Origin of the sequence: Prosthecobacter sp. (assembly GCF_044378005.1) — a bacterium.
Lineage (GTDB): Bacteria > Verrucomicrobiota > Verrucomicrobiia > Verrucomicrobiales > Verrucomicrobiaceae > Prosthecobacter.
On record NZ_JBILYB010000088.1, the window covers coordinates 1 to 25,699 of the forward strand.

A 25,699-nucleotide genomic window follows, 5' to 3' on the forward strand; every position below is an offset into this window, starting at 1 on the left:
CATGACCATGGGTGGGGTGTCAAAGTGTAGCCCCCTGATGCCGTTCAAAGCCCGTGGAATATGGGCTCCAGAGTGATTGTTTGCCCTGTTTTGAGTGCTCTTTTTGTAAGCCCGTTGGGCTTGGGAAAAAGAGATTCATTCTGGCGACGCACCCGATTCAATCGGGCTCGGACTTCGATTCCGAGTGCTCAGCTTCTTCTTCAACATCTGACTCGGATTCATCCGCTACTGCTTCCGCTTCTTCAGTGGCATCCTCAGGCTCTGCATCATCCGGCTCTTCTGCATCGGCGGACTCTTCGGCCATGGCTTCTTCCACCTCGCTCTCGGGCGCAGGCGCTTCGGGCTCGGCTTCTGCGGCTGGCTCTTCTGCCTTCGGAGTCTCCGACGAGGGCTCGTCTTTGACCAGCTTGCCATCGGGCGTGAATTTCATGCCGATGGACTTGGCGGCGTCCGCAGCGGGGCCGCCGAAACCGAGGAGCATGGCCACTTCGTCCTGAAGCTGGGCGAGTTCATCGAGACGCAGATCGGGATCGCGGACGATGAAGACTTCGCCGGTCTTTTTGTTCTCGTAGAAGAGCATCTTGTTCCCATCCACTTCCTTGGTGGCGGTGGGGCTGAGGATGCGTTTCCGCTCCAGCATGAGGGCGAGGATGTAGCGGGCGTTTTCCGTGGCGGGCTCATCTTCTTCGATGAAGCGCTGCAGCAGGGCCATGGCGCCTTCTTTGCTGGCCACCTCGGGCTTGGCCTCGACGATGGTGGGCGAGTAGGTGGTGCGCCAGTAGGCGATGGGTTTCCTTTCCGCGATCTCCTGCTGCCAGGCGTCGATGGCGACATCGCGGCGCAGGTAGCCGGAGGTTTCAGGATCAAAGTAGATGGCCGTGTGGAAGACTTCGCCCTCAGCGAAGGGGCGCTCAGACAGGGCACATTGCGGGGCGCGGGAGCGGATGGACCAGTTCTGGATCATGGACGGAAAAAAGGAATCAGGCGGCCTGTCGATTGCGCGGCCGGGCGATCTTCGCCTTCGTGCCGAAAAGCCATTTTAGAGACAGGCGCGGCAGATCTTTGTTTTGTGAGCGGTAATGGAGCAGGGCGAGACCGAGCACGCCGAACAGAAGGTGCGGAATCCACGGGCTGAGCCAGGTGGGGAGATGGGAGCCTTTGCCGAGATTCAGGCAGAGATTGTTCAGGAAGAGCAGGGCAAAGAAGATGAAGATGGACCCGGCGATGCCGCCCACAGCTCCGCGTCGAGAATAGGCGATGCCGAGCGGCGCAGCGACGAGCGCCAGAGCGAAGCTCTGCCACGGCAGGGCAAAGCGCTGATGGAAATGGGTGCGGAAGGGGGCCAGCCGCTCGGGGGTGTCTTTCGGGTGGGCTTTCAGATAAGAGACGAGTTCCGGCACGCCCATGAAGTCAGGCTGGAGGGCGTAGCTGATCATGCTCCAGGGCGTCTCCTCATAGCCTCGGACATCCAGGATGCTGCGCCCACTGATGTCCGGCACGAAGGGGCGGATATCGCCGGGCTGGCCGTCCACATAGCGGACTTCTTTGCCATCAAAGAAGCGCCACAGGCCGCCGGGGAACCAGGTGGCGGAATCGGCGTGAATGACACGGGAGATCTTCCCTTTTGCGTCCTGCTCGCGCACCTGCACTCCGCGGAGACGTCCGTCGCGCAGGGAGAAGGGCATGGAGGAAATGAACCAGGTGCGCTGTGTCAGCGGGTCGTGATACATCACGGCAGACTGCATGATGCTGTCCTTCTGCTTGCCTTCGAGACCACGCATGATGGCCTCCTTTTTCCCCTCGGCACGCGGCGCCCAGTGGTAGTTCGAGGCGAAGCTCATGATGGCCACGGCAGCGGCGATGACAAAAATGGGCTGCAGGATCTGCACCACGCTGCGCCCCACGCCCAGCATGGCCACGATCTCATTTGCCCGGGACATCTTGGTCAGCGTGTAAAGCACGGCCAGCAGCAGGGAGGCAGGCATCACTGAGACAAAGATGAAGGGCATGACGCCGAAATAAAACGCCACCACGCGGCCAAGCGGAGCCTCTGCTTCCTGGAAGTCCTTCAGATTGTCCAGCAGGTCCATGATCAGCCAGAGGGAGGTGAAGGCCACGAAGCAAAAGATCAGCGGTGCCAGGAAAGTGCGCATCGTGTAGCGGTCCAGAGTTCCCCGGCGGTGGTAGTAGTGCAGCAGCGCCGGCACGCAAAGCGTGGCCGCCACGAGCAGAACGAGCTTCAGATAGTAAGCGGAGAAGGCCAGCGGCTCGCCCATCTCCGTCATCTGCATGGCTCCGAGCTGGTGGGCGATGTCCGTGCAGACGCCCCAGGCCGCGATGGAAACTCCGGCGACCCAGGCAGGCAGCACGAGCTTCTTCAAATTTCCCCACTGGCGGAAGAAGATGGAGATGAGCACAAAGCCACCCACGAGCATCCATTTGTCCAGATACGGCAGGACGACGGAGACGAACTTCAGCGCCGGTCCCGGCGGTGGCCCGCCCTGCTCGGCCACCAGTCTGCCATCCCTCAGGTCATAGCCCGTGATGTCCGCCGGATTCACCAAATGATGCCCCTGGGTGATCAGCAGCATCATGGCGATCAACGCCAGCAGGAAGGTGATCCGCCCTGCATATGGCCACCTCCGCGAGCGGTGTTGCAGCGCACGGAGCTTGGTCAGGAGGTCTTGGAGCCAGAGCATGGGAAATCGGAACCGCCCCTTTGCCCGTGCTCCCCGGCGGAATCAAGCGGCAGGTCGTATCCGGTGGCGGACTGGCAATAGCCCCGAAGTGGTGGAGAGAGCCAACAGAGGACTCGCAGTTGGTGAGTGTCGGCTACCACAAAAACCTCTCCTCATAGGCCACCATCCCACCACGCAGGGGCTTGCGGGCAACATCGCCGGGGCTATTCGCACGCTCCACCTCGCGCCCCTGCCGGGGCGCATCCCGAATCGGGGACGATGAGACGGTTCGTTTCCGGTGGTTCCCGGTCGCTCCGCGACCTTCACCATATCTAATCTGTTTCGAGCCTCCGACTCGACACGTCGTTCACCTCATGGCATCAGCTACTTCTTTCAACGTCAGCGCTGGAATCTGTAGGTGAACCATCGCATGGCAATTCGGACATAGCGGTATTAAATCCTTGATCGGATCCACCTCATATTGTTCTCCAATCTCTGCGAGCGGACGCAAATGATGAACGTGGATAAAACCACGGCCAAGTTGACCGAAACGGCGCTCAAAGTTGAAACTGCAAATCGCGCATGAATAACCGTGGTGGTCGAGACAGGCCTTTCTAGCTCGAGGATCACGCTCAAAGGCATTTACGGAAATGGTGCGAACGGAGCCTTCCCAAAATTGTTCTGGAGTAATGACTTCCTCTGCAGCTACTGAAGGCACCATGCCTTTGGACTCAAGATGAGCCTTCCACATCCCTTCCAGTATTTGAGCTTCACGGGCAGGAATGGTGATCCCACTCGCTTGTGGACTCCACTGAACATCGGGCATTTTTTCCTGCAATTTGTCTCGGCTCAAGGGCTCTTCATCTGTAGGATTCAAAAGCACGTCATAGCGCAGTTTGATGTAATGAGCTTTGCTTCTCGCATCATTGAAATGACCGTCAACAAAAGGGTCCGACAACGCATGCCCGGAGGCCATGATACCGGTGGGCTGTTCGGCACCCAGCTTGATTAAAAACACTCTGTCATTTGGACGAATGCGTTTCGTGACTCCACAAGACCACCGTTCGTTAAGAAAGCCTCTTTTTCGACACTTCTCGACGTCTTGCTCTAATGAAAGCCATTCCCACTTTCGTGGATTCCAGGTCAAAAGATAAGTCGCCATAATTCAAAAGAAGCGTTCGTCCTTAAATCCCATTCAATGCTTCACCGAGCACCCCGGACCCACGGTCTGGAAGAAGTCATTCCCCTTGTCATCGATCAGGATGAACGCCGGAAAGTCTTCGACTTCGATCTTCCAGATGGCTTCCATGCCGAGTTCGGGGAACTCGACGACTTCGACCTTCTTGATGTTCTCCTTCGCGAGGATGGCGGCGGGGCCGCCGATGCTGCCGAGGTAGAAGCCGCCGTGTTTTTTGCAGGCGTCGGTGACTTGCTGGCCGCGATTGCCTTTGGCGATCATGATCATGCTGCCGCCGTGGCTTTGGAAGAGATCGACGTAGCTGTCCATGCGTCCTGCCGTGGTAGGTCCAAAACTGCCGCTGGGCATGCCGGCGGGCGTTTTGGCGGGACCGGCGTAATAGACGGGGTGGTTCTTGAAGTAATCGGGCAGCGGCTTGCCGACATCGAGCATCTCTTTGAGCTTCGCGTGCGCGATGTCGCGGGCGACGATGATGGGGCCGTTGATGAGGAGGCGCGTGGTGGTGGGATACTTGCTGAGCTCGGCGCGGATCTCGGCCATGGGGCGGTTCGTGTCGATGCGAACGGCGTTGGTGTCTTTGCGGTGGCGCAGCTCCTCGGGGATGTATTGCAGCGGGTTGGTTTCGAGCTTCTCGATGAAGACGCCATCACGCGTAATCTTGCCTTTGGCCTGGCGGTCGGCGGAGCAGGAAACGCCGATGCCGATGGGCAGTGACGCACCGTGACGCGGCAGGCGGATGACGCGGACATCGAGCGCGAAGTATTTGCCGCCAAACTGGGCACCGATGCCGCACTCGCGAGCAGCCTGGAGCATTTGCGCTTCGAGTTCGACATCGCGGAAGGCGCGACCGTGTTCGTTGCCGGTGGTGGGCAGTCCGTCGTAATACTTCGTGGAGGCGAGTTTGACGTGTTTCATCGTCGATTCGGCCGAGGTGCCGCCGATGACGAAGGTCAGATGGTAGGGCGGGCACGCGGCGGTGCCGAGCGAGGTCATTTTATCGCTGAGGAACTTCACGATGCTCTTCGGATTGAGCACGGCGCGGGTCTCTTGGTAGAGGAAAGCTTTGTTCGCCGAGCCGCCGCCTTTGGCGATGAAGAGGAATTTATACGCGTCGCCATCGGTGGCATACAAATCGAGCTGCGCGGGCAGGTTGGTGCCGGTGTTCTTTTCGTCGAACATGTTCAGCGCGGCGTTTTGCGAGTAGCGAAGGTTGTTCTCCGTGTAGGCGAGATAGACGCCCTTCGAGAGCGCTGCCTCGTCGCCGCCGCCGGTCCAGACCTGCTGGCCTTTTTTGCCCATGATGATGGCGGTGCCGGTGTCCTGGCAGAAGGGCAGCAGGCCTGCGGAGGCCACGTCGGCGTTTTTCAGCATCGTGAGGGCGACCATGCGGTCGTTTTCGCTCGCCTCGGGGTCATCGAGGATGGCGGCGACCTGCTTGAGGTGCTTCGGACGGAGGAAGAAATTGATGTCGTGGAAGGCCTGGTTCGCCAGCAGCGTGAGCGCCTCGGGATCGACGGCGAGCAGCTCTTTGTCGCCGATCATTTCGACGCGGACGTGTTCCTTCGTCAGCAGGCGGTATTCGGTGTCGTCGGTGCCGAGTTCGAGGAGGGGCTGGTAGTGGAAGGCGGGGGTTGGCATGGTGAAGTGGTGAAAAGTGGCGTGCTGGCAGCGTGGTGCAACCGGGTGCATCGCCAGAATGATTGAGGAAGGTGGAGGCATCACTTTCCTCCAGTCTCACAGTCTCGTCCAAGCCCAAAGGTTGATGACGGCTGCTACTTCTGAAATGTCGCTTCGGGCTCTCTGGAAAATCACAAAACCAGATGATGCGCGGAACTTCCGGCCATCCGCCAGCCGCACATGCGTCGAGACCACCGGATCAGTTCCGGGTCCCTGCCCAGGGCAAAAGAAACACCCGCCGTGAGATAGTCGCCCAGAGCATCGATCCGATCTTCCAGCAGCGCCTGTCCACCGCTGGCAGCACCCTCTGCACCGCGAGAGTCACCGTGTTTGCCAGTGCCGGATTGCGCTGGATCAGCAAAGCCATCTCCGCCCGCCGCGCTGCTGCCAGAGCACATCCGCCGATGGCGGCAGGCCCGACTCGCGGGCGGCCTTTTCGACGAAAGGCCTGGCCGCGCCGCCGCATGTGACCGGCGCTGAGAGTGAAGGCGCACCGGCAGTGGTGGGTGCAGAATGCCGCGCGCAGAGCCAAAAGGCACCAGCAGCGATCAAGGCAGCAAAGGCGAGGGTGATGAGGGGCTTTTTCATGAGGTGCGGCAGAGGTGTGTTGCTCTGATGCCCCAAGCATTTTCACACTCTGCGCCGCCGCGTTATCGGACTTCCGCCGTATACCCACAGCCCTTTTACCTCCGACTTTAGTCGGAGTTACAAGGGCCGTCATACTTGCCGATGGTGGCTGTATCGAGGCGGCGCATGGCTGGAAGCTCACAAACCTCCACCGCCATGTTTATTCTTGTCAGGAAGTCGCCGGTAATTGCAAAGAGAAGGTGACCAGTCCAACCAACCTGCTGTTTTTTTTGCCAATGCGCCTGCTTCCTCTCCTCCTGCTTGGGCTACTGTCCCTGCAAACCCTTCACGCAGGTGCCGTGAAGCGCAGTCTGCCGATGGGCACGTGGCCTATGACTGGGCAGATCAACTTTGATCTGTACCTCGATGGGGTGATGGATCTGACGGGTGAAAGATATGCAGGCATGACCAACGGCATCCCTGGTTCATCCTGGAATGGAGCAACGGTCGCTCCACGCCAGGGGATGGAGTTTTTAGTCGCGACTGCACCCGGGGGGCGCGAGTTACTGTCTCTCAATTTACCCGCCACGGTGCAGGCTGCCTTTGCTGGCGGCACCTGGATGGCTGATACGGCGGTGCTGGGCACTACTCTGGGATTTAATTTGGGCGGAACTTATACCTCAGGAGATGGAACCACCTATTCGGGTCCTTTTGCCAATCGACCATATGGCTGGATCGGCTTTCGGATTCAAAGGCAGGGCCGGTGGTATTACGGGGCCCTTCAGGGGGGCGCCACTCAGGTGCGCCGCTCAGTGCCCTTCATTTCATCCGGACTCGGCTCGAGTCCTTCCACAGGTCCGCAAACAGAACTGGTCACACTGCCAGCCGAAAGCCTGCGTGCCATCATTCTGGAGTCTGAGCCAGACACGCCGGTCATCGTCACAGCACCTCTTTTGAGGATTGAGCGGGACACAGGGCTGGCTCTTGAGGATGGCTCCGCGACAGACTTCGGCGAGGTCGGTATCGGCGAAATCACGGTGAGGCAGTTCACGGTGGCAAACACGAGTGCTGCCACTTTGACTGGCTTGAATTGGACTTTTGAAGGGCCTGCCAGCCCTAGTTTTACCCTGCTGGATGCCCCGATCACTGAGTTAGCCGCCGGGGCGAGTGCCAGCTTCCGCATTGGCTTTCTGCCTGTGCAGCAAGGGGCCTATCGCACGACACTAAAAATCAGCCAAGGCAGCACGGATCCGAATCCCTATCTGCTCAATCTCATCGCAGGAGCCTCAGAGGCGGAGACGAGCCTCTTTCTCGAAGAAGTCGGTGCCGGTCCGGCAGCTCAGGTCATCGACTTTGGCAGTCCGGCCATGGGCACGACGGTGAAAAAGACCTTCCGCCTCGTGAATGCGAGTGGCAGGACGTTCACCGGTAGAGTGAATTTGTACAATCCGAATTTGGGGAGGATTCTCTACCTTTCAGGTTTGAGCCTATACTCGACTACCACAGCACCTATGCCGGGCTTTTCATTGATCAGTCCTCAGCGCTTCACCCTGCGGCCAGGAGAGAGCAGGAGCTTTGACATCGCCTGGAATCCTGAGAGCACGCAGCGCGTCCAGCAGACGGTGCAGGTCACTGAAGACAGCACTGGCTCGGTGAAGCGGAGTTTCCAGGTGGTCGGTGCTGGGACGCGGGGCAGCGTCATCCAGGACCACGCGCTTTTCCGCTTCGGCGATGGGCAATCCCTCAGTATCATCAGCGGTGCTCCTGTGGCTCAGGAGCTGGCACTGCATTTTGGGGATGAGGATGTATGGGATGGTCAATATCCCAATCATGTCATTCCTGCGGTGGTCGGTTACATCATGCCCGATTTTGTGGGGCGGCTGGCAGCTGGGCTCTCCTCGGCCCCAACCTTGCTTCCTCTCAACATTCCTGGCACGGCGGCTTCTCTCATCGGTAGCCGGGCAGCGCTGCATTTCTCGGTTGGGGACTCGCTCTCGGATAACAGCTTCGGTCTCGGCCAGCACACGAATCTGGGTGTTCAGCTTTGGGTGCGGGCGGAGGAAGTTACAGGCACGCATCGGCTGGTGCATGTGGGTGATCCGGCGGGCGATGGCATGGGCCTCTGGCAGGTGGACGGCGTCATCAAGGGCAGGCTCGCGAATGGTGCCTGGGTGGGGGAAGCGCCTGTGCAGGTCGGTGTCTGGCAGCATCTGGCGCTGGTGCGTCAGGGCATCACCAGCACGCTGTATTTGAATGGCCAGGCCGTGGGCCCGACCTCCACGGCGGAGATTCGGGCACCGTTGTCGGCTCCCATCGTCCTACCGCGCATCACGGGCCTGAAAGTCGGTGGCGCGCTGACGGCAGGTGGCAGCTCCTTCACGGGTAATCTGGACGAGCTGCAATTCTTCACGCTGGCTCCGGGCGCGGTGTTTTCGCCGCAGGCGGAGCTGGCTCCGAGTGCCCAGCCTGAGTTGCGGGTGCAAAACAGTCCGCCGCTCGTGCCAGACGTGATGGTGGGGCGCTCGATGACTTTTTATGTAGAGATCACGAATGTGGGCAGCGGCATGGCGGCAATCACGCCTCAATGGTTTACGGGTGACGGATCGGCGGACTACCTGCTGCACTGGTCAGGGGCGGGCACTTGGCAGGATGGTCTGAGTGGTGCTCAGACGACCCACACCCTCGCTCCGGGTGAACGATGGCTGCTGCAAGTGGCCTTCATACCGAGGGTTGTTGGGCCGCGTCCTGCCATGCTGAGGCTCCTAACTAACGACCCTCAGCGTCCAGAGATCGAGCTGGGTTTCTCCGGGGTTGGTGCGGAGGCGCAGCCACGACTGGTCGTGGGGCAAAGTCGCACGCAGGAGACGGATCGAGTCTCCTTCGGCAGGGTGCTGCAGGGTTCCTCAGCCAGCACGAACATCTTCATTGGCAACGCGGGCGGGCTAAATCTGACCGGACTCTCGGCGAGGGTGGTCGGTCCACAGGTAGATCGGTTTCAGATCAGCAGCTTCATGACCTATACCTACGTGCATGGGATCTCAAACACGGTTGATCCGCTGGTGCCTGGGATGCAGGTCTATGCGCTGCTCACTTACACGCCCGACGCCACGGACATCGACACCGCCTGGCTGGAGATCACGAGCAATGATCCTGCGGAGCCGGTGAAGCGGCTGCTGCTCTCCGGGCGCGGCATCCCGCCGACGCCGGACATCCAGGTGAGCATCGCCGATCAAAACATGAGTACCGGGATGACCGTAGACTTCGGCGCAGCAGACCAAGGCATGACAAACAACGGCAAATACCTCGGGATCAGCAACCCTGGCACAGGTCCGCTGAACATCTCAGATCTGCGTTTTGAAGGCGCTCATGCAGGAGACTTCACGCTGCGCTATCCGGCTGTGTATGCGGGCAGTGTTTTGAATGCAGGTGAGGGACGCCCAACGGGAATCATCGAGTTCACCCCCAGCGCTGTCGGCCAGCGCAGCGCCCGGCTGGTGATCGAGAGTGATGACCCCGATGAGTCTCCCTTTGTGATCGATCTCACGGGCGAAGGCTTGCCACCGACACCTGAGATCGCTGTGCTGGATGGCAGCCGCGAACTGATCAGTGGGCATGCTTTGGTCCATGTGGGACATGCCACGCCGGGTGGCCCGCGCGTGAGTCGGCAGCTCACGATCCGAAATGACGGCGGAGCACCGTTGACTGGTCTGACAGCCACGTTTGAAGGCCGAAATGCCTCCGCTTTCAGCCCCAGCATTCTCACCAGCACGCTAGCTCCCAACACCGATGCGTCTTTGGACATCCGCTTCACCGCCAGCGATCTCGGTCCGCATGGAGCCACGCTCGTGATAATCAGCAATGACGCTGATGAAGCCCGCTACGAGATCCAGCTCGGTGGCACGGGCGCGAATGGCACCGACTCTCTGCTGCGCCCTGATCTCCCGAATTGGACGACGACGGCCATGGCCGAGGCCTCAGATGGCACACTCCTCCTCGCGGGCTACACCACGATAGCAGCCAGCAAGAATCACCAAATCAGACGCATCGCCAAAGACGGCTCCGAGCTGACCTCGAAAGTCCTGACGCAGTTTCCAAACGGTGAGATCACCGCGCTCGCGCTTCAGCCGGATGGCCGTGCGCTCATCGTCGGAGACTTTACCCAGGTCGGACTGGCGAAACGACAAGGCATCGCCCGCCTGAATCGGGACGGCACTCTGGATGCCACCTTCACGCCGCCGACGGGCGGCTTCAGAGGACGAGATGTGCTCGTGCTGCCGACTGGGAAAATCATGCTCGCAGGCTCTGGCAGCCTCGGCGCTCAGAAGAATCTGATCCGCCTAAATGCCAATGGCACGCTGGACACCAGCTTCACGCTTGTTTCCCCGAATGCTTCCGTGAATGCTCTGGCGCTGGAAGCCGATGGCTCGGTGCTCTTTGGCGGGGAATACACCAACGCAGTCGAGATGCTGGCCACGGGCGGGAATAGTCAGTTCTTTAGTGATGGCGATCTCAGACGCATCAAGCCAGACGGCAAGCTTGATCCGGTGTTTGGTTTCGGACGCAGGATCTATGACATCGTCATCCAGGGTGAGGACATCTATGTGGCGCATCTTGAAACGCGCATGTTGATCACTATCACCAACACCACCTTTGTACAGTTCCTTGGTCCAGTGTTTTCACGGAACGCTAGCTTCTCTTTAGGCAGTGACGCCAGGACGCTAACTTCGTCGGACAGTGCCCCCTCTTTTGGGCCGAACGACTCCTACTCCTATACAGACACGCTGACCCGCCTCTCCCGCTCTGGCTCGGTCCTGGCGCAGCAGACGTTGGATTCCTTCACCACCACCGCTGAATGTCTGCCACGAACCCTCGCCTTCCAGCCTGGCGGCGGGCTGCTCGTGGCTCCGGGGCCGCGCTTCTGGAACAGTCCAGACTTGCAGCAAATCAGCCGCTATCGGCGTGATACACTGGCCGTGGATGCAGGCTTTTATGCCATCCTCGGACAGCCTGCTGATGTCCGTGCCATGCATGTGCAGGCGGATGGAAAGGTGCTCGTCGGTGGTCAGTTCACGGGCGTGAATGCCTGGAGCGGCGGCTACATTGGCATGCCACCGCCACCCACCACCGGCCAGCCCGGTAATGGCAACGGGGGCCCAGCTCTTGGCTTCGCCCAACTCAGTCACGAGGGAAATTTCCGGCCTGATCTCCGCGTGAAGGAACAAGCCTCCGGTACGGCTCTGTCCGACGAACTAAGCACGCTGGAGATGAATGCAGGCAGCAGCGCTGAGACCACGGTGAAGCTGGATGTCTCCAGCATCCTGAATCTCCAGCCAGCCTATCCTTCCACCGCTCCGACGAACCTCGTCATCGAGATCGAAGGTGATCATGCAGCCGACTTCACCGCCGAGGTCAGCCACACTCCACCCGCATCGCACATTTACTGGAATGATGTTGAAATCACCCTGCGCTTCCGTCCCTCGACTTCAGGTCTGCGCACTGCCCGACTGCGTCTCAGCCTGGAGTCCATGACGCGCTATGGCTATGCGCAAAACGTCTTCGAACTGAACCTGCGTGGCCTCAGCGGCCCGGTGGCACCCCTGACGAACCTTTCCCTCATGCAGGGACAAGCGCTCACACAACAGCTTGCCGACGCCAGCCTCTACGACCGCTTCGAAGCCACCGGCCTGCCTCCAGGAATCATGCTGAATCCAGCCACCGGGCAGATCAGTGGAAGCGCGACCATGCCCGGCACTTACGTCGTGAAGGTCCGTGCCCGTGATCGTGTCACAGGGGTCTTCACCTCCTTCACCCTGACTTTGCAAATCATGCCCAACCAGCTCGCCGGGCAGTATTTTGGACTCCTCGAAAGGCGGCCCGACGCGCTGAATGGGCGCGGCGGATTGCTTTCACTCGTTGTGACGGCCAATGGAAGCTGGACGGCCACCCTCCAGGCCAATCTCGTGCCTGCCAAAACCACCACTCAGCGTTTCACCGGCACGCTGAATGTGATCTCCGCCACCGAAGCTTCCGGCGTTGGTATCGCCACACAGAAAGGGCTCCAGCCGCTGGCGCTGGCTTTCGAAATCCGCCAAGGGGCGCTGTCCATCTTCCTCGATGAATCCCTCGTCGGCGAAGGTGGGCGTGCATTAACTCAAAGCAGTCTCGTGGGTGCCTGCCACCTTGCTTTGCTGCCTGATGCTGGAGTGCCTGAGCGCCTCGCAGTCGGCTTTGCCCGTGCGAACTTCACGGCGAAAGGCATCGTTACCATCGCTGGCAAGTTCACCCATGCTGTTGTTCCTGAAGTGCGACTTCTGACGCAGAGCACGACATGGATCACAGGCGCGGCATCATCCTCGCGCGTGCCTTTCTACATGTCGCTCGCCCAAGGCGAAACCGTCTCTGGCTGGCTCATGCCTGAAGCTGGCAGCCCCACGCTCCTCACCAGCACGCAGGCAGGCTGCACCGTGCCAGCTTCGCCGTATCAAGACAGCGCCACCATGACCCACTGGAAAGCAGGCGATGCCGCGATGGCCATCCGAGGCGGTCTGTGGACGCCACCCGCACGCGGCACGCGGCTCCTCGGCGCTGGCACTCAGGTGCCCAATGCGAGGATCACCGTCAGCCAGCTCACGCAGGACTTCACCCTCACCTCCACGCATCAGGCAAGACCGCCGGGGAATGCTTGGCCTCGGCCTGAGCGCGGCGGTGTCGTACAGAACCTCACCGTCAGTTCGGCGGGCACCTTCACCGGCTGGACATGGTTTGTCTTTGGCCGTCAGGGACTTGTGGCACCCGCTTCGGCAAACATCGCTTTTGGTATGTTTGATGGACTCTTCATCCCTGGCCTCGATCAAGGTATCGGCCTCTTTCAGTCCATCGAATCAGCACCTACGGGGCGATACCCAGCTACGACGCCCGGTGTGATCATTCAGGCGCTGAAGTAAACTGACTAGAAAACGAAAACGGGTGACCCGAACGTGTCGGATCACCCGTGGTGCGGAATTCAATGAGACCGGATCAGGCCAGCGCGTCGAGCTTGCTGGCGAGGGCGGCTTTCGACTGCACGCCGACGACGGTGTCCTTCACTTCGCCGCCTTTGATGAAGAGCAGCATCGGGATGGAACGGACGCCGTACTTCTGGGAGAGGCCGGGATTTTCATCCACGTTCACCTTCACCACTTTCACGGCACCGGCCTTCTCGGCGGCGAGCTGATCAAGCACGGGGCCGAGCATGCGGCAGGGGCCGCACCATTCGGCCCAGAAGTCCACGATCACAGGGACGGTGGAGGCGGCGATTTCAGCGTCGAAATTCGAATCGTTGAGGTTTAAAACAAGTTCAGAGGCCATGTCAGTATTGGGGTTTGGATGAGAGCTTACGCAGGTGCGTCCGAAAAGGAGACAGGCGAGTCGGTAGGCACATCAGCGGGTGGCGCAAACTTTTTCCATGCCAGCGGCGGTTTTTCGCGCTAGCGGCAGCTCATGAGTCTCGATCATCCCGACGGCCTGACCCGCCTCCGTTACATCGTCCATCGCCTGCGCGCCCCCGGCGGCTGCCCCTGGGATATGGAGCAGACTCACGAGTCTCTCATCCCGCACGTTTTAGAGGAAGCCTATGAGGTCGTCGATGCCATCAAGAGCGGAGATCCCACCCTCATCTGCGAGGAATTGGGCGATCTCCTCCTCCAGCCGGTCCTCCACGCCGAGATCGCCAGTGAGACCGGTGCTTTTGATCTGGATCAAATGGCGCATGGCCTCTCCGAGAAGCTCATCCGCCGCCATCCGCACGTTTTTGGCGAGGCCAGCGCCGCCACCTCCGACGCGGTTTTGACACAATGGGATGCCATCAAGCGCCAAGAAAAAGGCACGCAAAAGGAGGGCCATCTCCACGGTGTCGGCAACGGTCTGCCCGCGCTGATGCGTGCCCAGAAGCTGCAAAAAAAGGCCGCCCGAGTCGGCTTCGACTGGCCGGACGTGGCCCCCGTCTTCGGCAAACTGCGCGAGGAGATCGGCGAGCTGGAGGAAGCCATCGCCAAAGGTGAAACCGCCGCCATGCAGGAAGAACTGGGCGACCTGCTCTTCAGTGTCGTCAATCTCGCCCGCAAGCTGGACATCGGCTCCGAGGCCGCGCTGGCCGCGACGAATGAAAAATTCATCCGCCGCTTCCATGCCGTGGAGGATCAGCTCACCGCCGCAGGCAAAAAACTCGGCGAAGCCACCCTGGAGGAAATGGACACCGCCTGGGATGCGGCGAAGAGTGGGGAATGAAAAATTCTGACTCCCTGATCCTGAAAAAATCATCGCATCCTGTAACGTTCATGGCAAAATCCGGTAATTAATCTTTGGATACCTCATGCCATGCTAACCCCTATCGGACAGACTCTCAGAGCCGCTCGCGAATCACGCGGCCTGAGCCTGCTCGACGCTTCGCACGAGACCCGCATCCCTGTGGCAAAGCTGCATTTGCTGGAACAGGACAATTATCCAGCCTTTGGCAGCATGACCTACGCCCGCGCCTTCCTGCGCCGGTACAGCCAGTATCTCCAGGTGGATGCAGCAGAGATTCTGAATGAACTGCCCGGCGGTGTCCTCGGCGGGCCGCGTGATTACCGTTACCTCATCGAAAATCATGGTGATTGGGTAGCTCCCCGTGGCTCTGTCGGACGGTTGTCGTCTCCACAGTTGAAGGGGCGTGCGAGCCGTTCTCCCGTGCCTGCGGGCCTATTCATTTTCCTGCTGGTGCTCGCTGGCACCGGCATCTGGGGGAAATATGTGGCTGATGACCGCGTGGCCCAGCAGCAGCACCAGCCGCCCGTGGTCCTGCCGGTCGTTCCAGCCCAGCCTCTTTCCGCCAGCGTACGTCCTGCACCCTTTGGAATCGAGAATCAGCCAGTGAAAATCCTGAAAGCCATTCCAATTCCAGAAGCAGATGAATCCAGAGAGGCTGCTGGAAATGTCAGGCGGGTGGAGTAAACCTCCCTCATGTCCGACCACCCCACCCCTCCGGCCAAAGGCTGGTGGATCACTCCCGTCCTTTGCCTGCTCGTCTTCATTGTGGGCGTCGTCATCGTTTGGCAGGTGAGCGAAATCGGCCGCGAACTGCTGGCGAAGTCCTTCATGACCATCGCTGGCTACCTGGCCACTCCCTTCATTTTGGAGACCAGCGCGGCCTTGTTTGGCCTCGTCGCGGTCCTGGTTTACAATGAGTGGCGGCGTGGCAGGGATGGACCCGACTGGGTGGAGATGGAGGTCAAGGAGGACAAGGCACCCGAGACGCCGCCTGAAGCGAGCCCTGCTGAGAAGTAACAGCCCGACATCACTCAGATCATCCCCGCTATGTGACCACCAATCGCCAGTGATGCCGTGGCGGCAGGACTGGGGGCATTGAGGATGTGCAGGGCGTGATCGCGAGCGACGATGTGGAAGTCCTGCACGAGATCACCCTGCGGTGTCATGGCTTGTGCGCGGACGCCCGCACCGCCTGGAGCGAGGTGCTCAGGGCGTACCTCGGGCACGAGTCGCTGGAGGTTGCGGCAGAAGCGCTCGCGGCTGAGGGATTGCGCGAGTTCGGTAAAGGCCATGCTCGGATAGCGCTTCAAAAAGCGCCACAGGCCAGGAAAGGTGAGTGCATCGGCGAGGTCGTGGAGGTCGATGTCACGCAGGCGGTAGCCTTCACGGGCAAAGGCGAGCACTGCGTTCGGGCCGGCCTCGACTCCACCGCCAATCATGCGTGTGAAATGCACGCCGAGGAACGGAAACGCGGGATCGGGCACGGGATAGATGAGATGGCGGCAGAGATGCTTCGCCTCATCACTGAGCTGATAGTATTCGCCACGGAAGGGAACGATGCGCACCTCCCTTTGTTCTCCGGCGAGTTCGCTGACCCGGTCACAATGCAGCCCGGCGGTGTTGATGAGCCACTGGCCGCGTATTTCACCCAGCGGCGTGTGCGCGATCCACTCATCGCTGTGGCGATGCAGTCGCGTAACCCCGGCATTTGTGTGAACGATGCCGCCGCGTTTTTGAATCTCGGAAACCATCGTGTCGCATACGGCACGGTAATCGACGATGCCCTCCTCCGGCACATGAGCAGCAGCGATTCCAGCGGCGTGCGGCTCGATGCGGCGCATTCCATCCCGCTCGATGCGGCGCAGGCCGGTCAGCCCGTTCGCAGCCCCACGACGCAGCAGTTCATCGAGTCGTGGAAGTTCAGCTTCGTTGGTTGCGACGACGAGTTTGCCGCAGATCTCATGCGGAATGTCATGCGTGCGGCAAAAGGCAACCATCTCACGGATGCCCTGCACAGCGAGCCGGGCTTTCAGCGAACCAGGTTTGTAATACAGACCGCAATGCAGCACACCGCTGTTGTGCGTGCTCTGGTGGCGTCCGACGCCTGCTTCTTTCTCCAGCAGCGTCAGTCTGGCAGCAGGGAAGCGCTCCAGCAATTTCAAGGCCGTGGCGAGGCCGACGATGCCGCCGCCGATGATGAGGAAGGAATTCATTTGAAAACAACGTCGAGCATTTCCTTGAGGGCGATCCAGCCAAAGAGCAGCAGCGAAATGATGAGCACGACATTGCAGGCGATGCCGTTGCTCTGTGCGCCCATCCAGTCGCGGCGATTGTTTAGATAAAGGAGCAAGGCGGCGAGGAAGGGCATGAAAAAGGCACCTACTACCGTGAAGAGCACGACCACGGCCACAGGTTTGCCGACGAGGAGCAGAAGGAGCGGCGGCCCCGCGAGATAAAGCAGGTAGCCGCGATAGGCCCGGGTGTTTTTCAGATCAACAGAACCCGTGCCGGTGTTGCGCACACGCTGTGTCATGAAGTCGGCGAAGAAATACGGCACGCCCTGCCACACACCAAGCATGGAGGCGAACACCGCGCTCCAGAAGCCAATGAGAAAGGCCCAGCGTCCGGTGGTGCCGAGCGTAGCTTCCAGTCTTGACGCCACTTCCAGTGCCATGCCACTGCCCTGCGTGACGGCGGCATTGCAGCCCGCGGCGACGATGGTCAGCGCCACGGCAAAGATGAGCGTGACGCCATACGCCAGCAGCAGGTCCGCACGCATCACGCGCTGATGTCCGGTGCCCGTCCACGCATTCTCACGGATCCAGTAGCCGTAGCAAAGCATCGTCATGCTGCCGCCGATGCCGCCAAAGATGCCGAGCACAGCTTTGCCCGAGTCTGATGGCAGCGCAGGCCAGGTGAGATGTCTGAGTAACTCACCGAGATGCGGCTTCACCAGCACGGCGCAGACCAGCACCGTGATGACCATGATTCCGACAAGCAGCTTCATCACATTCTCGAACAAACCAAATCTGCCCATCAGCACCAACGCCGCCGCGATGATGGAATGAATCACGCCCCAGACCTCGACCGACAACTGGGGGATCAACGAATGTCCCGCGAGTCCGCAGGCATTTGTGAGCGAGGCTCCGACGAAGAAAGTCCACACGAGCAGGTAGAGCAAAAACAAGAGGCTCACCCAGCGCGGCAGGCGTCGCACACAGGCTTCCACGATCGTGCTGCCCGTGGCGAGTTGCCAGCGCGCCACACCTTCATTGAGCACGAACTTCAGCACCACGCACACCAGCAGCGCCCAGGCGAGCCCGGTGCCAAACTGCGCTCCTGTCACCGTCGCCGTGATCACATCCCCTGCACCAATGCCCGCCGCAGCGACGACGAGTCCCGGGCCGAGGGCTTTGAGAGGTGCGAGGATTGAACGAGGCATGAGGGCTTGCCCACCGTGTCCTCCAAGATTTCCTTCACGTCAAAGTCAGGATTGTGCTCCCAATTTCAGGCATCCGGGAACAGATCTCGGTTCATGCGGCCGGATGATCCGGCAGCTATCAATATCCACCCGCGCCGATCTCGCCGGTGGATGCACCAGAGTCACCGGCGGCCTCGCGCTTGCGGTAGTCGTCCATCATCGCCGCTGTCGCCGTCGCGCCGCAGCGGGTGCCGCCGAGATCGCGGACCTTGATGAGGCCGTCGAGGTCACGCACGCCGCCGGCGGCCTTCACCTGCACTTTGGGGCTGCAACTGGCGCGCATGAGTGCCAGATCGTGCTCGGTGGCGCCTTTGTAGTTGTAGCTGCCGTCCGGTTGCTTCACGAAGCCGTAGCCGGTGCTCGTCTTCACCCAGTCGGCTCCGGCGCGCTCGCAGATCTCGCAGAGCTTGCGCTTGAAGTCGTCGCTGCTGAGGCCGGCGCCGCCACCCGTGAGGTAATCGTTCTCAAAGATCACCTTCACCTTCGCGCCGTGCTTGTGCGCCTCGTCGCAGACGGCCTTCACATCCGCTTCGACGTAGTCGAAATCGCCGCCGAGGGCCTTGCCGATGTTGATGACCATGTCGATCTCGTTCGCGCCGTCCTTGCAGGCCAGCTCGGTCTCGTAGCGCTTGGATTCGGTGGTACTGTTCCCGTGAGGAAAGCCGATCACCGCGCCGACGAGCACGCCGGTGCCGCGCAGCCACTCCAGGGCCTGCTTCACCGCGTAGGGCTTGATGCACACGGAGGCCACCTGGTATTTCGCGGCCACCCGGCAACCGGCCTCCAGGTCCGCGTCCGTCATCGTGGGATGCAGGAGGCTGTGGTCGATCATTTTGGCGAGGTCGGAGTAGCTGTATTTCATCGGGGGTGGTGGTTTTGGATTGGCTTAGCCACGTTATGAATTGGCTTAGCCACTTGTCAAAGCCTGCTTTTGCCCCAAGATCGTCCCATGTCAGACAACGGCACCTTCCACCAGCAGCTCATCGAGAAGCTGCGCGCCCTCATCCGCACGGAGGACTTCGTGCCCGGCTCGCAGTTCCTCACCGAGCGAGAGGTCGCCGGGCGCTTCAAAACAAGCCGCCCCACGGCGAACAAGGCGCTCAGCAGCCTCGTTTCCGCCGGCTTGCTGGAGGTGCGGCGCGGCGCGGGCACCTTTGTGCGTGAATCAGTGCTCGATTACGATCTGGAGCGGCTCGTGAGCTTCACGGACAAGGCGCGCGCCGTCGGCAAGAAGCCCGGCACCGAGCTGGCCGAGTATCGCAAGCTCACCGCCGCCGAGGCACCGCCCGCTGTCGTGCAAAGCCTCCACATCGACGCTGATGAGCCGCTCATTTACATGGAGCGCATCCGCCTGGCCGATCAGAAGCCGGTGATCTATGAGCGCCGTCATGTTGTCGCGAAGTTTTGCCCGAAGATGACGCGCACGGACGCCAAGGGCTCGCTCTACACCTGCTGGACGGAGAAATGCGGCCTCACGATCACCGGCGCGGAGGAAATCATCCACGCCGTCAATGCCACGAAGGCCCAGGCGGCGCGTTTGAAGATTCCCACCGGCACCGCCTGCTTTCAGATCATCGCCACCGGCCACACGGCCGGGGACAAGCCGCTCTGGCACGAGGAGACGCTCTACCGCGCCGACGTGTATGAATTCCGCAACCGCATCAGCGGCCTGAGCGCGTCACATTCGGCGATGGGGCGGATGAAGGCGTGATGGCTTCAGGGGCGGGAAAACTTCGCGAGCCACACGGCGGCAAGTTCGTGCCAGCGGGTGACGGGTTCGGAAGTCACGCGGAGGCCGTAGCCGTGACCTCCGGTCGGGAAGAGGTGGAGTTCCGCAGGCACGTGCTCCTTCGTCAGTGCGGTGTAGAGCACGGTGCAGTTCAGGCTGTTCACATGGTCGTCCTGCGCCATGACGAGGAACATCGGCGGCGCGTCCTTCGTGATCTTGAGATAGGGCCTCAATGCGCCGGTTTCTTTGTCGAGGAAGCCGGCGGGATAGACCGGCAGCGCGAAGTCCGGCGCGCAGCTTTGCTCGTCAGCGGCGTCGAGCTTCGTAGGCGGTGGCAGAGACAAAAACCAACGCAAAGAGAAAAAGGGCAAGGCGGAGCATGGGAATGAAAACGATCCGCAAGACGCGCGCCTGACAGAAGTTCTGAAGTGATCCACCCAGTCAGCCTAGCTGAGACAGTTGCAGACAAAGACGCCGCTGGTGGTGGAGAGGCTGCGCCTGGCTTGCCAACTTGTTGAATTTAGGTTGATGTTCGTTAGGGCCCGTGAGTGCCCCTTAGACGAACGAGTTTGAAACTCGAACACTGGTGCGGCGGGTTTGGAACCCGCCACCGGGCTTCCCCCCCGAGTAGGAACCCAGAGGCACCCTTGGACGACTTGAAAATCGTTCCGCTTGAAGCTGCTTACGGAATTCCGTGCCCCTTCGCGGCTGTCCAGAGGGCATACCAGTCTTCACGCTCCAGCTTGATGTCGGCGGACTTCGCGGTGGCGATGAGGCGTTCGAGTTTGTTTGTGCCGATGATGGGCATGGGCTGGCTCGGATGGGCCATGATCCAGGCGTAGGCGAGCTGATCGACCGTCGCGTTGCCATACTTGGCGCTGAGTTCGGCGCATTTGGCATGGATGCGGGCGGAGGCGGGGTCGGTCTTGTCCATGAGCACGCCTTTGCCAAGCGGGGACCAGGCCATGGGCTTGATGCCGAGGCGCTGGCATTGGTCACCCGTACCGTCGTAGATCGGGTCCATGTGCAGGAGGCTAAACTCGATCTGATTGGTGACGAGTGGCTGATCCATGCGCGAGTTCAGCAGTTCGAACTGATGCACATTGTAGTTCGAGACACCAGCAGCGCGGATTTTGCCGTCTTTGAGGAGCTTGTTCAGGCCAGCGGCAGTTTCATCAGCGCTCGTGAGCCAGTCGGGACGGTGTACGAGCAGGAGGTCGATGTGGTCGATGCCCATGAGGCGCAGTGATTTCTCCGTGCTCTTCACGAGGCGGGCTGCATCGGCATTGTAGAAGGCGGTTTTGCGGTCGGGATGGAAGTCGCAGGGGACGTAGATGCCGCACTTGGTGACGATCTCCAGCTTGTCGCGCAGGCCGGGTTCCTTCTTCAAGGTCTGGCCGATGAACTCTTCGACTTTGTAGAGCCCGTAGATTTCAGCGGTGTCGAGCGTGGTGATGCCGAGTTCGAGGCACTTATGGAAGCGCTTCAGCAGGTCGTCAGAATTCGCCTTCTCGGCGTCATCGAGAATGCGCCAGGTACCGTAGATGAGTTTGGAAAACGAGGGGCCGTTCGGCGCGATGGGGAGACGTGGGATCATGGTCAGAATAGAGCTTGGGGGTTCTAGCCCCTGCGCTGCTGGGGCGGAATCAAAAACTGATCAGCGAACTCATTTTGCCAGCAAAAAACCCGCTGGCGGCTAGCTCAGCGGGTTCTTTGAAAATTGGAGATCGAGAGGGAGGTTAAGCCTTCTTGGTCAGAGCGCCGACCTTGAGGGCGAGGCGACTCTTGAGGCGGCTGGAGGTGTTTTTGTGGAGCACCTTGGTCTTGGCGGCTTTGTCAGCGGCGGAAGCCAGTTCATTCAGGCTGGAGCTGGCGGCGGCGGCATCGCCTTTTTCGACGGCGGTCAGGACTTTCTTGCGCAGCGTGCGGATGCGGCTTTTCACCGTCTGGTTGCGTGCGGTGCGTGCCTGTGTGCGGCGGATGTCTTTTTCAGAGGAGCGGATGTTGGCCATAAAGGGGGTCTGCGGAAGGGGCGCGGTGTTTAACGCACCTCGGGGGGACTGTCAAACGGGGATTCGGATCACAATCCAGCGGCTTGCCGGGCATGACTGACTTCACGGATGAAGCGGGCACGTTCACCGCTGGCGTCGCTGCCCTTGGCTTTCTCGGCGAGAGACAGGACGACTTGATGATTCAGAGCCGGGCTGCGGTGGTCTCCACGGAGGAGCATCCCGAAGCCGACGACAGCGGATTCAAAGAGAAAATCTTCACGCGCTGCCTGCCAGGAGGCTCCGCGATCGAGCACGGCAAGCTTCGATCCATCGAACGGGCCGACACTCGGCATGGTGAAGCGGCCTTTTTCCAAGGTGACAGTGGCCACGGGGCGGCCGGTGCGGATGGCCTCATCGCTGATGGGCTGGAATTCATACCACACGGTCTGGGTGCCGGAGGTGGTCATCTCGGCGGCGGCAGTGTGGCGCTCGCAGAGGCGGCGGAACTCACGGACATAGCGGCGGTCAAGGCTGACCTGGAGTGGGAAGGCGGCAGCGCTTTCAGCCGCAGGCTGGTTTGGTGGGAGCTGGATGGTGACACGCAGAAGTCGGGTGGCGGGATTCCAGGGGCAGGAGGTGACTTCGGAGCGCCAGGCATGGATGTAGAGTTCAGAGGCAATGCGCGGTTTGGCATCTGCGGCAGGTTTCGGGGCCTGAAGTGGTGCGGGCGAGGCCATGAGTTCCTTCGGGTTCACCTTCACGGGCGCGGGGCGGATGTCCGCCGGGCGGATGGCGAATTGATCGACCTCCTGCTTGCTGGTTGAAACGAAGGCCAGCTCGGCATTCGGACGTGTGACAGCGATCGGGACGGCAGGCGCGGGTTTCGCAGTGGAAACGACGACCACCGCTTTTGGAGCTGGGGCCGTTTTTGGAGCTTCAGAAGCGATGACCACGACGGGAATCTTTTCCGCAGGCGCGGGCTTCACCTCAGCCACAATGGGCGCAGGCGGAGCTACTTTGACCAACGCAGGCACCACTGGCTTCGATGCCGGAGCGCTGACCAACTCGGGCTGCTTTGCTGGCTCGATTTTCGTCGGGCTTGGCGTGCTGTCTTTTTCCGTCTTGGCGGCTGAGATGGCCGGGCTTCCGAGATCGGCATGACGCCCCATCCAGTAGGCAAAGCCGGTGACGGTGATAACGGCGGCGGCTTTGAGCAAACCGCCCATCACAGGCCAGAAGCTCGATGGTTTGCGCACGACCTGACGAGGCTGCATGGGGGCAAGTCGGCGGGGCATCTGCACAGGGCGGAGCACGGCGTGGCGCTGCTCGGGATTCAGGCGCTCCTGCGGGATGGGGGCGTGTTGGCGGAGGGCATCTGTGACAGCCTCGATCTGCTCCAGTTCGGACGTGGCGGCCGGGCAGTCGGTGAAGAGGCGGTGGATGTCGGTGGCCTGGTGCGCTTGCAGCTCACCCAGGGCGTAGGCCGTGAGTTCGGAGGTGTCGTTGGCGGGGCTGGTCATAAAGGTGTGGGAAAATTAAGAGGGGCGGGTGGCGAGTTCGCGGTTCAGGAGCTCGCGGAGTTTCTTGATCGCCATGTGCATGATGAAGCCGACATTGCCCACGCTAAGGCCTGTGATGTCGGCGATTTGCTGGTAGGAGCAGTCGTGCGTGAATTTGAGGCGGATGACCTCTTTCTGATTCGGTCGGAGCTTCTCCACGAGATCCCAAATACGCTCGTAGAGCTCATGAGAGACGGCATTTTCACTCGGGTCAGGATCGTAACTGACGGCCAGATTGAGCGCGTCTTCGTTGCCGAGATCGAGCCGGTGATCCTTGCGCAGGACATCGAGCGCGCGGTTCCGGCAGACGGTGAAAAGCCAGGCTTTGAGGTTGTCGCGGACCTTGTCGGGGTCAGTGAGGTAGAGCTTGAGCAAGGCGTCCTGCACCACCTCGCGGGCACGCTCGACATCGCCATTAAGAATGCCAGCCGTGTAGGCGATGAGGTTGCTCTCATGCTGGTCCAGCGCCCGCCTGACGAGCAGGGTGGCTTCTTCGGGCTGGGGTTGACTGGTGAGCATGTGTACACGGTGAGGCCTTTGAAACGCCTCGGGAAGGAAATAATTAGAGATGGATCACGGCTCCCCGATCACCGGCTCCGTTACCACCGCTGATTTCGCCCGCAGGCTGCGGGTCAGCACTTCCTTTCCAGACACGCCCGACTCACGCGCCATGCCGCGATAGCGCAGCGGCTGGTAGCCAAGCTCCAGCATCTCGGCGAGCGGGGCTTCTTTCAGCCCTGGCTTCCAGTAATCCGGCGGGCCGCCAGTCTCATAATAGTAGATCCACTTCTTGTCCGGCGTGGCCCAGCCAGCACACAGCACCACATGACCATGCGGGATATTCAGCAGATCGCCGGGGCGCAGATCGGCGGCGGTGATGGGCGTGCAAACGGCTGGCAGTTGCGTCGTGTCATGCACCGTGGGCAGCTTCAGGCAGCGTGAGATGAAGCCCGAGCAATCGACGCCCGCCGCACTGGCACTCACGCCGGCATTGTCAGCCACACGCTTCGCAGCAGAGGAGACATCGCCCGCTGCATGACCAGCGGCCACGCTTTGATCAAAGGCCGCCAAGTCATCGAAGCCGCCCCACTTGTAGGGCACTCCCTCATTCATCTCCCCTGGCAGCCACCAGCCCGTGCGCTGCTTTTCATCGGTAAAACTGGCGTCGGGAGTGTTCACCACCACGCCTGCCTTGTCCGCCCCATGCAGGATGTTCCGGGCAAAAGGTCGCCAGGAGTGTTTCGCGTAGCTGGCCGCGATGCTCAGCAACTCGCTCGGCGTCACCTGCGAGGGCGCGGTGGGATCACCCGGCACCAGCACGGCTTCCGCGCTTTTTCCCGAAGGCTTCGTGCCGGTGCAGGCGGCGAGGGCTAGCACGGACCCGAAGATGGCAAGGCGGCAGAGAGCTTGGCTGGACGGCATCATTTTGTGCCTCCATTCTTTTGCCTTCCCTGCCCGGCACGCAACCACTTCCCTACCCCCATGCCACGACTGCTCATCGCCCTTTTGCTACTGCTCGCCAGCCCTGCCCTGCTGGCCGAGACCACGCGCACTGCGCTCGTCATTGGCAATGCCAAGTATGAACCCGCCGCCGGCCCTCTGCGGAACACCGTCAATGACGCCCGCTCCGTGGCTGCCGCACTGAAGGGACTCGGCTTCTCCGTCGAGCTGAAGGAAAACGTGACGCGCGATCAGCTCCTGAAGGCCTTGCTCGCCTTCCGCGCCACGCTCACGGGCAAAGAAGTCGCGCTGTTCTACTTCGCCGGGCATGGCATCAGCGTCGCGGGGTCAAACTACCTGCTGCCCATCAAGTCCGGCTATCAGCCCGAAGGCGCGGACGATGTCACCCTGCGCCTCATGGCCGAGACGCGACTCTTCAACATCGAGCAAGCCGTCGCCGATCTGAAATCCGGCGGCGCTCAGTGCAATCTCATCATCCTCGATGCCTGCCGCACCACCGCTCTTGCCCGCAATGGTCGCACCCGCGATGCCGCAGGCACTCCCGGTGGCCTCGCCGAGATGAATCCGCCCGCTGGATCACTCATCGCCTTCGCCACCGATGCCGGACAAACCGCTCTGGATGGCGACGGAACGAACGGTCTCTACACCGAGGAACTCCTCCGCCACCTGCGCACGCCCGGGCTCACCATCGAGCAGGTTTTCAAACGCACCCGCGCCGCCGTGCTCGACCGCTCCAGCGGCCAGCAGATCCCTGCCGAATACTCCCGCCTCGTCGGCGATGACATCTACCTCGCCGGCACCGATTCCCCACCAGTGACTGCGCCAGCGCCCATGACAGCTCCGGTCAAAGCCGAACCCGTCCCCACGCCGACGTTGGCCGAGATCAAACGACTCGCCACCGCCAACCAAGCCACCGAAGCCATCGCAGCGCTCCGAGCTCGCGCCGCCGCCGAAGGCCTGACCAACGATGCCGCCTTGCCGCTCACGATCCTTCTCGATCACATCAAAGACGCCCTCAAAAAGCCCGACCTCAGCGACAGCGAAGCCAAAGCCACTCTGCAAACCTGCGATC

Annotated in this window: 21 protein-coding genes; 6 read left to right on the forward strand and 15 right to left on the reverse strand. The window is 60.9% G+C overall.

The genetic code is table 11. From position 1 onward, the window contains the following. Window positions 1–157 precede the first annotated feature (157 nt). From AC6FTP_RS16385 to AC6FTP_RS16405, 5 genes are all read right to left on the reverse strand, one after another. Entirely contained in the window at window positions 158–964 is an 807-nt protein-coding gene (locus tag AC6FTP_RS16385) for a hypothetical protein (protein WP_497207994.1), read from the reverse strand. A gap of 16 nt (window positions 965–980) precedes the next feature. Beyond that, a complete protein-coding gene (locus AC6FTP_RS16390; protein WP_497207995.1) occupies window positions 981–2,699 on the reverse strand; it encodes an LptF/LptG family permease in 1,719 nt (572 codons plus the stop codon). Between the two features lie 346 nt (window positions 2,700–3,045). Further along, a complete protein-coding gene (locus AC6FTP_RS16395; protein ID WP_497207996.1) occupies window positions 3,046–3,840 on the reverse strand; it encodes an HNH endonuclease in 795 nt (264 codons plus the stop codon). A 33-nt stretch (window positions 3,841–3,873) separates the two neighbouring features. After that, window positions 3,874–5,514 (reverse strand): fumarate hydratase, encoded by a 1,641-nt coding sequence (locus AC6FTP_RS16400; RefSeq protein ID WP_497207997.1) that lies wholly within the window; start codon window positions 5,512–5,514, stop codon window positions 3,874–3,876. A 393-nt stretch (window positions 5,515–5,907) separates the two neighbouring features. After that, window positions 5,908–6,141: a hypothetical protein gene (locus tag AC6FTP_RS16405; RefSeq protein ID WP_497207998.1), complete on the reverse strand. Its 234-nt coding sequence runs from the start codon at window positions 6,139–6,141 to the stop codon at window positions 5,908–5,910. Between the two features lie 275 nt (window positions 6,142–6,416). On the opposite strand from AC6FTP_RS16405, the gene AC6FTP_RS16410 reads away from it, so the two are divergent. After that, a complete protein-coding gene (locus tag AC6FTP_RS16410; protein WP_497207999.1) occupies window positions 6,417–13,064 on the forward strand; it encodes a choice-of-anchor D domain-containing protein in 6,648 nt (2,215 codons plus the stop codon). 73 nt (window positions 13,065–13,137) lie between these two features. Here AC6FTP_RS16410 and trxA read toward each other — a convergent pair whose 3' ends face one another. Further along, the gene (trxA, locus tag AC6FTP_RS16415; protein WP_497208000.1) at window positions 13,138–13,467 is read right to left on the reverse strand and encodes a thioredoxin; all 330 of its coding nucleotides are present in this window, start codon (window positions 13,465–13,467) and stop codon (window positions 13,138–13,140) included. A 132-nt stretch (window positions 13,468–13,599) separates the two neighbouring features. Here trxA and mazG point away from each other — a divergent pair, with 132 nt between their 5' ends. The 3 genes from mazG (at window position 13,600) to AC6FTP_RS16430 (ending at window position 15,423) form a co-directional block, all read left to right on the forward strand. Continuing rightward, the gene (gene mazG, locus AC6FTP_RS16420) at window positions 13,600–14,385 is read left to right on the forward strand and encodes a nucleoside triphosphate pyrophosphohydrolase (RefSeq protein ID WP_497208001.1); all 786 of its coding nucleotides are present in this window, start codon (window positions 13,600–13,602) and stop codon (window positions 14,383–14,385) included. A gap of 90 nt (window positions 14,386–14,475) precedes the next feature. Continuing rightward, window positions 14,476–15,090 carry a helix-turn-helix domain-containing protein gene (locus tag AC6FTP_RS16425; protein ID WP_497208002.1) on the forward strand — a complete coding sequence of 205 codons (615 nt, stop codon included), beginning with the start codon at window positions 14,476–14,478 and terminating at the stop codon, window positions 15,088–15,090. A gap of 9 nt (window positions 15,091–15,099) precedes the next feature. Continuing rightward, window positions 15,100–15,423, forward strand: a complete 324-nt coding sequence (locus AC6FTP_RS16430; protein ID WP_497208003.1) for a hypothetical protein — start codon at window positions 15,100–15,102, stop codon at window positions 15,421–15,423. A gap of 14 nt (window positions 15,424–15,437) precedes the next feature. On the opposite strand, the gene lhgD is transcribed toward AC6FTP_RS16430, so the two are convergent. The 3 genes from lhgD to deoC all read right to left on the reverse strand — a co-directional run bounded on the left by lhgD (window position 15,438) and on the right by deoC (window position 18,749). Further along, a complete protein-coding gene (lhgD, locus tag AC6FTP_RS16435; RefSeq protein ID WP_497208004.1) occupies window positions 15,438–16,619 on the reverse strand; it encodes an L-2-hydroxyglutarate dehydrogenase in 1,182 nt (393 codons plus the stop codon). Next, window positions 16,616–17,848, reverse strand: a complete 1,233-nt coding sequence (locus AC6FTP_RS16440; RefSeq protein ID WP_497208005.1) for an Nramp family divalent metal transporter — start codon at window positions 17,846–17,848, stop codon at window positions 16,616–16,618. Before AC6FTP_RS16440 ends, lhgD begins: the two co-directional genes overlap by 4 nt. A 118-nt stretch (window positions 17,849–17,966) precedes the next feature. Continuing rightward, on the reverse strand, window positions 17,967–18,749 hold the full coding sequence (deoC, locus tag AC6FTP_RS16445) for a deoxyribose-phosphate aldolase (protein ID WP_497208006.1): 783 nt from the start codon (window positions 18,747–18,749) through the stop codon (window positions 17,967–17,969). Window positions 18,750–18,836: 87 nt separating this feature from the next. On the opposite strand from deoC, the gene AC6FTP_RS16450 reads away from it, so the two are divergent. Then, window positions 18,837–19,598, forward strand: coding sequence for a GntR family transcriptional regulator (locus AC6FTP_RS16450; protein ID WP_497208007.1), 762 nt, complete (start codon window positions 18,837–18,839; stop codon window positions 19,596–19,598). Between the two features lie 5 nt (window positions 19,599–19,603). On the opposite strand, the gene AC6FTP_RS16455 is transcribed toward AC6FTP_RS16450, so the two are convergent. The 6 genes from AC6FTP_RS16455 to AC6FTP_RS16480 form a co-directional block, all read right to left on the reverse strand. Further along, window positions 19,604–19,987: an alpha/beta hydrolase gene (locus AC6FTP_RS16455; RefSeq protein ID WP_497208008.1), complete on the reverse strand. Its 384-nt coding sequence runs from the start codon at window positions 19,985–19,987 to the stop codon at window positions 19,604–19,606. A gap of 311 nt (window positions 19,988–20,298) precedes the next feature. Next, window positions 20,299–21,213, reverse strand: coding sequence for an aldo/keto reductase (locus AC6FTP_RS16460; protein WP_497208009.1), 915 nt, complete (start codon window positions 21,211–21,213; stop codon window positions 20,299–20,301). 142 nt (window positions 21,214–21,355) lie between these two features. Further along, complete coding sequence (rpsT, locus tag AC6FTP_RS16465) at window positions 21,356–21,628, reverse strand: 30S ribosomal protein S20 (protein WP_497208010.1); 273 nt, start codon at window positions 21,626–21,628, stop codon at window positions 21,356–21,358. A gap of 68 nt (window positions 21,629–21,696) precedes the next feature. Continuing rightward, window positions 21,697–23,127 (reverse strand): YfbK domain-containing protein, encoded by a 1,431-nt coding sequence (locus AC6FTP_RS16470; protein ID WP_497208011.1) that lies wholly within the window; start codon window positions 23,125–23,127, stop codon window positions 21,697–21,699. Between the two features lie 15 nt (window positions 23,128–23,142). Next, window positions 23,143–23,685 (reverse strand): RNA polymerase sigma factor, encoded by a 543-nt coding sequence (locus AC6FTP_RS16475; RefSeq protein ID WP_497208012.1) that lies wholly within the window; start codon window positions 23,683–23,685, stop codon window positions 23,143–23,145. A gap of 54 nt (window positions 23,686–23,739) precedes the next feature. Next, window positions 23,740–24,591, reverse strand: a complete 852-nt coding sequence (locus AC6FTP_RS16480) for a hypothetical protein (RefSeq protein ID WP_497208013.1) — start codon at window positions 24,589–24,591, stop codon at window positions 23,740–23,742. A gap of 57 nt (window positions 24,592–24,648) precedes the next feature. Between AC6FTP_RS16480 and AC6FTP_RS16485 the strand changes: the two genes are divergently transcribed. Further along, window positions 24,649–25,699, forward strand: a 1,051-nt coding sequence (locus AC6FTP_RS16485) for a caspase family protein (protein WP_497208014.1), incomplete at its 3' end; no start/stop codon positions are given.